This window comes from Trinickia soli, from assembly GCF_002879855.1.
In the GTDB taxonomy this organism is placed as follows: Bacteria; Pseudomonadota; Gammaproteobacteria; order Burkholderiales; family Burkholderiaceae; genus Trinickia; species Trinickia soli.
This window is the reverse complement of record NZ_PNYB01000011.1, coordinates 140797-153070: the sequence shown is the minus strand read 5'-3', so window position 1 is coordinate 153070 and position 12274 is coordinate 140797. Positions and strand designations below refer to the sequence as shown.

The following is a 12274-nucleotide window of genomic DNA, read 5'->3' as shown; positions in this document are numbered from 1 at the left end:
GCGAATCGCACGGCAGGGCCGGTGCCCCCCGTTTCTAGTCGGGCGCCGGCGCGAGCAGCTTCAAGCGCTGGACCTTGCCCGACGGGCCACGCGGTAAATCGCTGACGAACCGGATTTCCTTGGGGGTCTTGTAGCGGCCCAGCTCGCGCAGGCAATGCGCGCGCAGTTCATGCGCATCGGGCGCGCCGTGCCAATGCGTCTCGCGCGGCACGACGAACGCGACGATTTCCTGCCCGTACATCGAATCGGGCACGCCGACAGCCGCGGCATCGAGCACGCCGGGATGGCGCAACAATGCCTCGTCGATCTCACGGGGCGCGATGTTCTCGCCGCCTTTGATGATCAGCTCCTTCGCGCGGCCGTTGATGTAGAAGTAGCCCTCCTCATCGCGATAGCCGAGATCACCTGTGTGCAACCAGCCGTCGGCCGTGAAGGCTTTCGCGGTTTCTTCGGGGCGCTTGTAGTACCCCTGCATCACCTGCTCACCGCGCAACACGATCTCGCCGGGCGCGTTCGGGGCACACTCGCGTCCCTCGCGATCGATCACCTTCGCCTGCGCACCTGAGGGCAGCCCGATGCTGCCGATGCGCCGCAGCGCCGGATCGTAAGGATTGCTGAAGATCGGCGCGGCCGTCTCCGTCATCCCCATCGTCTCGATGATGCCGATGCCGAAACGCGCCTCGAATGCGCGATGATGGTCGCTCGGCAACGCGGCCGATGCCGTGCGGCAAAAACGAAGCGCGGAGAGATCGAAGCCGGTGGGCTCATCGCCGCCCAGCAGGTAGGCGACGATCGTCGGCACGACGTTGATCCAGGTGCAACCGAAACGCGCCACGTCGCGCCAGAAGGTCCGCGCCGAGAAACGCGGCGTCATCACGACCGACCCGCCGTGATAGAGCGGCGCGAGCAGCGTCACGACAAGGCCGTTGATGTGATAAAGCGGCAGCGAGGCAAGCACGCGATCGTCGGCGCCTAGCCGATGCTCGGTGCTGATATTGCGTGCGTTCGCCAGCAGATTGCGATGGCTCAGCAGGACCCCTTTAGGTGCGCCGGTCGTGCCCGAGGTGTACATCAGCAACGCGATATCGTTCGGCAGAACGACGTGCCCCGGCGCCCAGTCGCCATTGGCCACGGCGGGATCCGTCCCTGCTGTTTGCGCGAGTGCGGGTTCGAGTTGCGGCAGCGCGGGCAGATCGATCGCCTCGGGCGCCGTGCGCACGAGCGCAATGCTTCGCGCGTGCCCCTGCTCGCTCAGCGCGGCACATGCAGCCGCGATCGCATCATGCGTCTCATCGCACACGAAGATCATGCGCGTGTCCGAATGCTCGACGATGTAGCGCAGTTGCGAGGGTTGGCACAGCAGGTTCAGCGGATGAACGACGAGGCCGCTGTACATGGCGCCAAGCAGGAGCGTGGCGGTCTGCACGCCGTTTCCCATGTACACGGAAACAATATCGCCCGGCCGCAGCCCGGCCTGCCTGAAACGCGCTTCGAGTTCGCGGCACTGCGCCTGCAGCATCGCAAACGTGACGGCCGCGCCGGCTTCGGTGCGTTCCTCGTCGTGCGCGGCTCCGGCCAATACGAATGGTTTGTCGGGATACTGCGTGGCGCGCGTATCGATCAATGCGCGCAGCGTCGTAGGCGTGCTCATCGGCCGACTCTCCCGAAGTAGTCGCCGAGCAGCGTATCGAGCTCGGGCATGCGCTCTTCGATCGGATAGGCGACGCGGGTTACGTTGAGGTAGTAATGGAAATCGAGGTTGCCCGAAAAGTTGTTGCGCCCCCAGGTGCCGCAGCCCATCGACAATGAAAACGGCAGGCCGTTGTCGAAGTTGCCGCCCGTCGCGAGGCAGTGCGCCTGATTGACGATGACGCGCGCCACGGGCAACCGTTCGCCCAACTCGATGGCGTAATCGGTGTTTGCCGTATGCAATCCGACCGAGTGACCGGCGCCCATATAGGCGTAGATGCTGCGCACGATGCGCGCGGCATCCGCGAAATCGCTCGCGCGATAGACGGCGAGCACCGGCGCAAGCTTTTCGCCCGAGAACGGGTGCTCGGGCCCGAAGCCGCTCTCTTCCACCATCAGGAATTTCGCCTCTTGCCCAGCCAATTCGTCAAGTCCGGCCGCCTGCGCAATCTGTTCCGCCGATTTTGCCGTGCAGCGCTCGGAGAGTTTTCCGTCGTGCCACATCGCCGCCTGCAGGCGCGCCTTCTGCGTTGCATCGAGCAGCACGCCTTTGCATCGCAGCAATTGCTCCATCATCGCGTCATACACCGCGTCCTCGATCACGATGCTGTTTTCGGAGGAGCAGCTCGTCGCGTTGTCGAAGGTTTTCGACAGCGCGATCTTGCGAGCCGCCTCGGCCAGATCCGCAGACCGTTCGACGATCGAAGCCACATTGCCCGCGCCGACGCCAAAAGCAGGCGTGCCGCTCGCATACGCCATGCGCACGTTCGCTTGGGAGCCGGTCGCGACGACAAGATCCGCCGCCCGCATCAACTCGGCGCTCGCCAGCTTGCTGACCGGCTCGGGCAATATCTGCACGAGTGCCGGATCGATACCGGCCCGTTCAAACTGCTGATGAATGAATTCGATCAGCAACGCGCACGATGAGTGTCCCTTCGGCGACGGTGCCACGATCACGGCATTGCCGCACTTGAGCGCATTGATGATCTTGTTCACGGGCGTGGCGGCAGGGTTCGTCGAAGGCGTGATCGCGGCGACGACGCCTACGGCCCGAGCGATTTCGACGATGCCGCGCCCCGGGTCGCGCGAAATGACACCGCAGGTGCGCTTGCCGTGCAAATCGCGCAGCAGGCCCAGCGTCTTGCGATAGTTTTTACGAAACTTGTCTTCGACATTGCCAAGCCCGGTGTCGGCTACCGAACGTTCCGCGAGCCGGCGATTGCGATCCGGCTCCATGATTGCCCACGCCGCCGCGGCCGCCGCGGTATCGAGCGTCGCTTGCCCCGCGACCTCGAATGCGCGCTGTGCCTCGCGTGCGCGAGCAACGAGCGCGGCGACGCGCTCCTTCACGGCTTCGTCCGTCGGCGCGGCTACGATTTCGGCGACTGTCGCCCTGACGTTCATAGATGCACTCCGTTGCGAAAAGATGATTGGCGGTACAGCCAATCTATGCGAGCGCGTCGGGAGGCGAGTCCCGTTTCCCGCACATTTCCCGACAGCGTTGGCACGCTCAACGAAAAGTGCGGATTTCGGGACTTACCCGAGTCCCGAAATCCGCACGAATCGATACACAATGAGGGCTACTGCAGCGTGTGTTGCAAATCGGGAGAGGCGATGTCGGCGTCGAATCAGTCGAATGCGGCGGCAGTCCGAGCGTTTCGCGTGCTGGAAACGCTGGCGGCGGCCGGCCGGCCGCTCTCCATGATGGAGCTCGCGAGCACGCTCGATTTACCGAAGCAGACCATGCACCGCATCCTCGTGCAGCTGAGCGACGCGTGGCTCATCACGCGCGGCGCCCGCGACAAGCTCTACGAATGTTCGCCGCGCGTGCGCATGCTCGCGGTGAACGTGCTCATGCATGCAGGTCCCGCTGCGGCGCGTCATGTCTTGCTCGAGCAGCTCGTCGAAAAAATCGGCGAAACCTGCAACCTGACCATGCTGTCGGGCAACGATGTCGTCTACGTCGATCGCGTCGAAACGGAATGGCCGCTGCGCATGCATTTGCAACCGGGCTCGCATGTCCCGCTGCACTGCTCGGCCAGCGGCAAGCTCCTGATCAGCTTTCTGCCGAAGGATCGACGCGAGCGCGTGATCGAAACGCTGCCGCTGCGTTCCTATTCGGAGCGAACCATCACGAACCGCGACGCGCTGCGCAAGGAACTCGCGATCACGCGTCGCCGTCGCTTGGCCATCAACAACCAGGAACACCTGCAAGGACTGATCGCAATCGCGGTGCCGGTCATGCTGGACCGCAATCGCGCCTGCGCGGCGATTGCGGTGCAGGCGCCCGTCGGACGATTGACGCTCGAGGATTTGCTGCGATTCGAACCGGACCTGCGGCGCGCGGCCGAAGAGACCGCAAAGACGTTTCGTGCGTGAAGCCTCCCGGTGTCGCGACCGCGGCGTTGCCTGTCACGGCGAGCCGCGGCGTCACCAGGCGATGCGCCTCACGGCGCGCTCACGGCAGGCTGTTCGCGCGATGCCACGCGTTGCTGCCCACGCGCGCGTTCCATCGCCCGCGCCGACCAGGCCGACACCAGCGCGGAGAACAGCACGTAGGCGCAGACGGTCCACCACTTGCCGCCACTCATCTTCCACAGGGCGGTGGCGATGATCGGCGTGAGGCCGCTCGCGAAAATTCCCGAGAATTGATAGACGAAAGAAATGCCGGTGTAGCGGACGCTCGCATCGAACAGGTCTGCAAAGAGCGCCGCCTCCGGGCCATACACCATCGCGTAGAAAATCCCGAACGGGATCACGATCGCGAGCCAGATCAGCAGCGTATTGCCCGGCTGGCTCTCGATCAGCCAGAACGCCGGATAAACCGACGCGCCGCACAGCAACGAGCCCCATTTGTACACGCGCGCACGGCCGGCACGATCGGCGAGACTGCCGAACAACGGAATGAAGAAGCACATGACGAACGCGGCCATCATCACGCCGAGCAAGGCGTCCGTGCGATCCATTTTGATGTGCTGCGTCAGATAGCCGATCGAAAAAACGGCAAAGACATTGAAGAACACGCCGTCGATATAGCGCGCCCCCATGCCGAGCAACAATTCACGTCGGTAATTGGCGAACATTTCGACGACCGGCAGCCGTACTTCGCAACGGCCACGTTTGAGCGCGGCGAATTCGGGCGTTTCCATCACGTTCAGGCGAATGTACAGCCCGATCAAGACGAGCGCGAGCGACGCGCCGAACGCGATGCGCCACCCCCACGCGAAGAACGCCTGCTCGGAGAGCAGGTGCGACACGGCCGCGACCATCCCCGAGGCAAGACACAGGCCGATCGACAAGCCGACCTGCGGCAGACTGGCATAAAGTCCGCGCCGGTGCACAGGCGCGTACTCGTACGCCATCAGCACCGCACCGCCCCACTCTCCGCCCAGGCCGATACCCTGCAGCACCCGTAAGGACAACAACAGGATCGGCGCCCAAATGCCGATCTGCGCATACGTCGGCACGAAAGCGACGCCCACGGTCGAAATGCCCATGATGAACAGCGACAGAATCAGCGCCGATTTACGGCCGATGCGATCGCCGAAGTGCCCGAACAGAACGCCCCCGACGGGACGCGTCACGAACCCGACGGCAAATGTCGAATAGGCGAGCATGATCGAAACGAGCGGGTCGTTCGTCGGAAAGTAGAGCTTGTTGAAGACAATGCCGGCCACTACGCCATACAGGAAGAAGTCGTACCATTCGACCGTCGCGCCGATGACACTGGCCAATGCGACGCGGCGAAGCATGCGGGAATCGATGTTTGGATGGGATGACATGAAACGGCTCTCCTCCAGTGAATACCGTACGCGCTTGCGATACGGGATTTCGGGAGCCCCTGGCGTCTCCTCCGGGGCATATATATTGTCGTGCCGCGCTCCTCGCATCTGCAGGGACACGGCACTCGTTTCTATTTACTGTTCCGAAATCGGTGCTTCAAGCGAATTTGGCCGGGGAAAACCGTTCTGGGACAAAACAGGGAATTTCGTTTCAATTCCCGCTGGAAGGATGCCGTTTCATCAAGCCATCGATCAGATAGCCCATCCCCCGGCGTAGAACGCGACCAACACGACCGCGATAGACACGGTGCCCACATTGAGCTTGCGCCATTCGCCGCTAACGATGCGGCCGATCACGAGCGTCGCGAAGCCGAGCATGATGCCCGTCACGATATTGGCCGTCAGCACGATGAACACGGCAGTCACGAGCCCCGCCATCGAATCGACCATGTCGTCCATATGCAGCTTGCTCACGCTCGACAGCATCAGCAACCCGACATACATCAGCGCAGGCGCGGTCGCATAGGACGGGACGAGACCGGCGAGCGGCGAGAAGAACATCACGACGAGAAACAGCAGCCCGACCACCGCGGCGGCAAGACCCGTCTTCGCGCCAGCGGCCACGCCGACGCTCGATTCGATATAGGCCGCTGCCGGCGCCCCCCCGAAAAAGCCGGAGAAGATCGAGCTGAGCGAATCGGCCGTCAATGCGCGCCCGCCGTTGATGATGCAGCCTTTTTCGTCGAGTTGGCCCGACTGCCCGGCCACGGCGCGGATCGTTCCCGTCGCATCGAAGACGGCCGTCATGACGAGCGCAAAGACGCTGGGCAACACCGCAACCGAAAGCGCCCCTTTGATGTCCATCGCACCGATCAGCGATGCGTGGCCCGGCGTGCTCAACGAAGGCAGCGCGAACACGCCGTGGAACTTCACGCCAGGGTCCAAGGCAAGACCGATCGTCGAGATCGCGACGACGACGAGCAGAATCCCGCCCGGCACGCGACGTCGCTCCAGCCCGAAAATGGCTGCCAGGCCGATCACCGACATGATCACCGGAAACGCCGTGACGTGACCGAGCGCGAGCGGCAAGCCGCCGCCCGCATTCTTGACGACGAGACCCACGTCGTTCGACGCGATCAACAGCAGGAACAAACCGATCCCGATTCCCGTGCCATGTGCGACGCCGGCCGGCAGATTGCGCAAGATCCACGAGCGCACGCCCGTGACCGAGATCGCCGTGAAGACGAGCCCCATCAGGAACACCGCGCCGAGCGCGACGGCCGGGGCAATCCCCTTGCCGAGCACGAGGCCGAACGCGGTAAACGCCGTCAGCGAAATCGCGCAGCCGATCGCGATCGGCAGCTTCGCCCAGAGGCCCATCAGCAGCGAACCGAACGCCGTCGTCAGACAGACGGCAACGAATACGGCGCTCGTATCGAATCCCGCCCGGCCGAGCATACCGGGCACGACGAACACGGAATAGACCATCGCCAGGAAGGTGGTGACGCCCGCGACGACTTCGCGGCGCTGCGTGCTGCCGCGCGAAGAAATGTCGAAATATCGATCGATGACTCCGTTACCGCCGAAGTCGTCCGTCGCGCCGGAGCCGACGACCGGCCGCGCCTGCGTATCACTCATGAGCTTGCTCCTTTATCAGCATGCTGAAACGGCCGCTGCGGGCCGTCGTCAGGTTTGTCTCGAATCTATAGGCTTAGGTTGGTCAGCAACGTTTGGGGCGGGCGAGCCGTTGTGCGTCTCGTCGCCAGGGGACCGTCGGCTGGTGGCGTCCCGCGCTTCGGTTCGCATTTGTGCCGGCCCCATCGATTTCACTTTGCTGCACGAAGCGTAGGCGAACACATCATCGCGTCCCATCAGGCGAAAAACATGAAGCCCATGTCGCAGCGCATATATCGGCTTCAACGCTGAGGTTCGGGCCGCGGGAACCCGTGTTTACGCCTAGTGCGATTCCGTTAAGGAGACTATTCGGGCCTGGAAGGAATGACAGCCGCGGGGTTCGGTGTGGCGGGGCCGGATCCGTCCGGACCTTCGAACGTTGCGCATACAACAATCTTCAATGATCAGACTAAAGCCGAGATGGCTCTACGCCGTTATAGTCGATAGCTCTATATAGTTCACCCGCTCACAACTGCCGCCTGGAATGCTGACTACGGACTTCGATAACGGCGCGATCGGCACGGCCGGTCGTTCGGCCCGCGATGCCCGCCCTGAGTGCGAGACCGTGGCCCGGCTCGCGCGCACGCACTTCGGCGTCTCGACCGTGTTGATCACGGTTTCGAGCTCAAGCGGGCAGGAACTGCTCGCCGTCGCCGGCATGGCGCCCGCCACGCTCCCTCCTGCGCTGCTCGCGGCGTGTGCCGCCGCCGGAAAGCGGCATGAGACCTTGATCGTCGTCGACGACATCCGTGGCGATCCGCGTTTCGTCAACGAAGACGGCGCTGGCACATCGCCCGAAAGCCGGCCCCATTTTTTTGCGGCATGCGCGCTGACCGACAGCGGCGGGCAACAGATCGGCACGCTCTATCTGCTCGATGCCTCCCCGCGCCGGCTCGACGAGACGCAGCGCAGCACCTTGCGCGACTTCGCGTCGCTGGCGGCTTACGCGCTCGCCCGAGCACAAGCACAAGCACAAGCGCAAAGCGCGGATTCATTCGAAGTGGACAGCAACCTCGTGAGCCTGGCGCTGACCGGCAGCGGAACGGGCCTCTGGGATCGCAATGTCACCACCGGCGAAGTCCACTACTCCCCGGCGTGGGCGGCCATGCTTGGCTATGGGCCGAACGACCTCAGCAATCGAATCGAAGACGCTTACCTTCGTCTGCACCCGGACGATCTCGCTCACGTGCAGGCGACGATGAAGGCGCATTTCGACAATCGCACCGATAGCTATGCGGTCGAACATCGGATTCGTTGCAAAGACGGCTCATATAAGTGGATTTGCAGCCGCGGCAAAGTGGTCAGCCGCGATCGCGACGGCCGCGCTCTGCGGATGGTCGGTACGACGACCGACATCACGGCATTGCGCGAAACGTCACAAGAGCTGCAACACACGATCGACCTGATCACGAACCTGACCAACGAAGTACCTGGCCTCGTCTTCGAATATCGGCTCACGCTCGACGGGCGCGCCACCGTTACCTATGCCAGCGAGGGCATCAAGGACATCTACGAGCTGACACCCGAGGACGTGACCCGGAGCGCAGACGCGATCGAAGCGCGCATCGATCCGCGCGATGTGGCGGCCTATCGGTATTCGTTGCAACAATCCGCCGCGAACCTGACGCCCTGGCACCTCGAATACCGCGTGACGCTGCCGCACCAAGGCACTTGCTGGCGGCAAGGCGACGCGCGCCCGCAACGGTTGCCCGACGGCAGCACGCTATGGCACGGCTTTATCACCGATGCGACCGATCGCAAGCGCATCGAAGCCGATCTCAACGAATTGGCGACGATCGACCACCTCACGCAACTGCCGAACCGCCGCCATTTCACGTTGCGCAGCGAGGCGGAATTGATGCGGATACGCACCGCCGACATCAAACAGGCCGCGGTGCTCATGCTCGATCTCGATCACTTCAAAGTACTCAACGATCGATGGGGGCACGCGTTGGGCGATCGCGCGCTCAGTCACTTCGCTGCGTTGCTGCGTGCCGAAAGCCGGGCGGGCGATATCGTCGGGCGGATCGGCGGCGAAGAATTCGCGGCCGTGCTACCCGACGCGACGATCGACGATGCCGTTGCGTTCGCACGGCGAGTGCAGCGCCGCATCGATGAAGCGCCGCTCGTCGAAGGCGCCCGGCAGGTGGCGATGACGGTCAGCATCGGCATCGACAGCTTGCGCGCAACGGATGTGGGCGCCTACCAGGCGCTTTCCCGTTGCGATAAGGCGCTCTATGTCGCAAAGGAACGCGGGCGCAACCGCATCGAGGTATACGAAGAGGAATCGATGGGCGCGGATTGAGCATTCACGGAATCAAACGATCACCCGATCAGAGCTGCATCTGCATCCTCGCGCTCAAGCAATCGAACAGATAGGAGCGCAATGCGAATTGCTCTTGCGCGCTGATCGCTTCGAATTCAAGGCCGTGCTCGACGGAGCCATCGCCCTCATCGCTCGCCTTCACATAACGCACGACGGCGAACGCCTCGAATTCGGCATCGATCTGCACCGTGCTGATCGGGAACGACACGCGTATCCGCGTACCGACTTCGCCGACCGGCTGCGCGCTGACGAGCGACATGCCTCGCGCGCTGAGATCGCGGCCCAGGCCGAGCCCGAGCGGCCCGCCCTCGCTCGCGCCCTGGGCCTCGCCTTTCGCATCCGGCAGCGCTTTGCCATACCTCACGGCAAGATGCGTATGCACGCGCACAGCCTTGCGCTCGCGCAGCATGTGGATGCCACGCGGCTCGGAAAGCACCACATAGTCGAGCGGCCGGGCGCACACCGCCAATACCGTGCTTGAGAACGAGTAGACGGCATGCGCACCGATCGCCACGCCCTGGACGTTTTCGCCCGCCGTCAATACGAGGGGCAAACGACCCGCGCCCGGCGCCGTGACAAACAGCGCGCGATCGGGGCTGATGCCGATCAACCTGCAGCGCCGCACTGGCCCGCTCGTCGCCAGCAGGCCTCTGACGCCCACCGGCGAGCCGATCAAAAGTCGCATGCCGGCCAATGTCAAACGATCGTTCGGCACCTCGCTCGCGCCCCCGTGTTCCGGCGCAGCGCCCGCATAAAACGAAAAATGCCTGACCAGAAAGCGCCGCTCTTCATCCGTCGCGACCATGGAGCCTGCGCGCAACAGCACTCTGCCGTCTTGATCCAACAGCGGCCAGGCTAGCGGCTCGCCGACAGGAATCTGCGCGGCATCGAGCAGTGGATGCGGGTCGGGTTCGGGCAAGGACGTCATCGGCTAAGTGCCGCGAAGGCGGCTCGACGGAAGGTTCGATGATGCTACTCCAAACATCGTATGAAAGGCACCGGCCCGCGCGGCGTCGTTACGCTTCGATTGATCCACGTCAAACTCACGACCGGCTCGGAAATCGCCCGCTCCAAGGCGATATCGATTACGCCTCGCCGCGCGCCAACGATGCGCCCGTCCGCCTGTTACACCTCGACCGTGCGCTGCCTCACAGCGGGCGCTGTCCTGCCGATCGACAATGATTGCGCTGGTGACCGACGGCAAACAAGTCCATTCAAAAACCATTCGGCTGGCCGCCCGCGCGAGAACTATGATTTGATCTGGGGGTGAGTTATGCGTAGCCGAATTCAGAGGGCCGAAGCCAGGACTGTGCTCCGCACCGCGGGGACCATCATGTTGCTCGCCGGCGCGGTGTTTCTTCCACCAGCGGCGTCGAACGCGCAAGCCCGCGCGCCGCTCACCAAAGTCATGCGCGCGCCACCCGTCGCACCGGCGCAGACGCAGACGGATTTCGCCGCGATGGTCGAGCGATACGGCCCGGCCGTCGTCAACATCAGCACCGCCATGCCAGCGGATCAGGGCGGCCAAACGGTAAGCGCGCCCGGGCTCGACAGCCTCGATCCCGACGATCCGGTCTACTCCGTGTTTCGTGCATCGTCAGCCCCGCCACCGGCGCCGTCGACGGTGCCCGACGCGCCGCGCGCCGTCTGGGGCACAGGCTCGGGGTTCATTGTCAGCGCGGACGGCATCGTGGTGACGACCGCGCATGTCGTCAACCGGGCAGAACAAGTGACAGTGACGCTGATCGATCGGCGTCAATTCAAGGCCGACGTGCTCGCCGTCGATCCGCAAACCGACATTGCGTTATTGCAAATCGAAGGCGCGACGAAGCTGCCGGTCATGCGGCTTGGCGATTCATCGCATGTGCGCGTCGGCGAGCGCGTCCTTGCGATCGGCGCGCCCGACGGCCCGCAAAACGCGGCAACCTCCGGCCTCGTCAGCGTGACACCGCACGCGACGGCCGACGGCAATACGTTTTCCTTCCTCGAAACGGACATCGCGGCCGGCCCCGACAACTCCGGCGGCCCGCTGCTCGACAGCAACGGCGCCGTCATCGGTGTGAACCTCCAGGTCTATGCCGATGCGGGACCTTATAGAAGCCTGACGTTGGCCATCCCGATCGACGCCGCGCTCAAACTGCGCGCCCAATTGCGAGGGCAAGGCAAACTGGCCGGCGGCAGCCTGGGCATCCAGACCCAGGATGTCGACCCGGGTCTTGCCGCCGCATTCGGTCTGCCGCGTGCAACGGGGGCGCTCGTGACCGCGGTCGCGCCTGCCACGCACCGTGGCGCTGCAAACGGTTTGGCAGCGGGCGATGTCATCACGCGTATCAATGGGAAAGCGATCGAACATGAAGCGGACCTCACCGAATACGTCGCGGCGCTACAACCCGGCACAAAGGTCGCGCTCACCCTGGTGCGAAACAAAAAGCCGATGACGTTGACCACGGTCGTCGTCGAGCGAAGGGACAACGGCACCACGGCTGCGACAGCACGGGAGACGACAGCGGGGCCCGGCGAGCGTCATGCGATCGAACGTCTGGGGCTGGCAGTGCACGCTTTGAGTGACGCCGAGCGGCGTTCGACAGGCCTGCCGCTCGGCTTGGTGGTCGACTCTGCGACGGGCGCGGCGGCGAACGCGGGCATTCAAGCCGGCGATGTCATCTTGTCGGTGAACAGCGAACTCGTCGAAACGCGCGAAGCGCTCGAGACCGCGATCGAACGTGGCGGACAACAGATCGCGCTGTTGGTCCAACGCGACAATGCGCGCAGCTTCGTTTCGCTCAATGCGAAGTAACGGTGT

General features: G+C 63.8%; 8 protein-coding genes. 3 read left to right on the top strand and 5 right to left on the bottom strand.

Annotated features, from left to right (window positions below; translation table 11 throughout):
* Positions 1-34: 34 nt before the first annotated feature.
* Together C0Z19_RS14810 and sauS are read right to left on the bottom strand one after the other, a co-directional pair.
* A complete protein-coding gene (locus tag C0Z19_RS14810) occupies positions 35-1651 on the bottom strand; it encodes an AMP-binding protein (RefSeq protein ID WP_102610582.1) in 1617 nt (538 codons plus the stop codon).
* Positions 1648-3093 (bottom strand): acylating sulfoacetaldehyde dehydrogenase, encoded by a 1446-nt coding sequence (gene sauS, locus C0Z19_RS14805; protein ID WP_102610581.1) that lies wholly within the window; start codon positions 3091-3093, stop codon positions 1648-1650. The genes C0Z19_RS14810 and sauS overlap by 4 nt, the downstream gene beginning before the upstream one ends.
* Positions 3094-3303: 210 nt before the next feature.
* On the opposite strand from sauS, the gene C0Z19_RS14800 reads away from it, so the two are divergent.
* On the top strand, positions 3304-4068 hold the full coding sequence (locus tag C0Z19_RS14800) for an IclR family transcriptional regulator (protein WP_102610580.1): 765 nt from the start codon (positions 3304-3306) through the stop codon (positions 4066-4068).
* 68 nt (positions 4069-4136) lie between these two features.
* On the opposite strand, the gene C0Z19_RS14795 is transcribed toward C0Z19_RS14800, so the two are convergent.
* Complete coding sequence (locus C0Z19_RS14795) at positions 4137-5471, bottom strand: MFS transporter (RefSeq protein WP_102610579.1); 1335 nt, start codon at positions 5469-5471, stop codon at positions 4137-4139.
* 252 nt (positions 5472-5723) lie between these two features.
* The gene (locus C0Z19_RS14790) at positions 5724-7109 is read right to left on the bottom strand and encodes an NCS2 family permease (protein ID WP_102610578.1); all 1386 of its coding nucleotides are present in this window, start codon (positions 7107-7109) and stop codon (positions 5724-5726) included.
* Positions 7110-7629: 520 nt separating this feature from the next.
* On the opposite strand from C0Z19_RS14790, the gene C0Z19_RS14785 reads away from it, so the two are divergent.
* Entirely contained in the window at positions 7630-9450 is a 1821-nt protein-coding gene (locus tag C0Z19_RS14785) for a sensor domain-containing diguanylate cyclase (RefSeq protein ID WP_102610577.1), read from the top strand.
* Between the two features lie 28 nt (positions 9451-9478).
* On the opposite strand, the gene C0Z19_RS14780 is transcribed toward C0Z19_RS14785, so the two are convergent.
* On the bottom strand, positions 9479-10399 hold the full coding sequence (locus tag C0Z19_RS14780; protein ID WP_102610576.1) for a flagellar brake protein: 921 nt from the start codon (positions 10397-10399) through the stop codon (positions 9479-9481).
* Between the two features lie 405 nt (positions 10400-10804).
* On the opposite strand from C0Z19_RS14780, the gene C0Z19_RS14770 reads away from it, so the two are divergent.
* Positions 10805-12268 carry a trypsin-like peptidase domain-containing protein gene (locus C0Z19_RS14770; protein WP_233196146.1) on the top strand — a complete coding sequence of 488 codons (1464 nt, stop codon included), beginning with the start codon at positions 10805-10807 and terminating at the stop codon, positions 12266-12268.
* Positions 12269-12274 lie beyond the last annotated feature (6 nt).

Bases quoted from the DNA above. Each gene is read 5' to 3' on its own strand.
- C0Z19_RS14810 (WP_102610582.1), bottom strand. From the start codon at position 1,651: ATGAGCACGCCTACGACGCTGCGCGCATTGATCGATACGCGCGCCACG.
- sauS (WP_102610581.1), bottom strand. From the start codon at position 3,093: ATGAACGTCAGGGCGACAGTCGCCGAAATCGTAGCCGCGCCGACGGAC.
- C0Z19_RS14800 (WP_102610580.1), top strand. From the start codon at position 3,304: ATGTCGGCGTCGAATCAGTCGAATGCGGCGGCAGTCCGAGCGTTTCGC.
- C0Z19_RS14795 (WP_102610579.1), bottom strand. From the start codon at position 5,471: ATGTCATCCCATCCAAACATCGATTCCCGCATGCTTCGCCGCGTCGCA.
- C0Z19_RS14790 (WP_102610578.1), bottom strand. From the start codon at position 7,109: ATGAGTGATACGCAGGCGCGGCCGGTCGTCGGCTCCGGCGCGACGGAC.
- C0Z19_RS14785 (WP_102610577.1), top strand. From the start codon at position 7,630: ATGCTGACTACGGACTTCGATAACGGCGCGATCGGCACGGCCGGTCGT.
- C0Z19_RS14780 (WP_102610576.1), bottom strand. From the start codon at position 10,399: ATGACGTCCTTGCCCGAACCCGACCCGCATCCACTGCTCGATGCCGCG.
- C0Z19_RS14770 (WP_233196146.1), top strand. From the start codon at position 10,805: ATGTTGCTCGCCGGCGCGGTGTTTCTTCCACCAGCGGCGTCGAACGCG.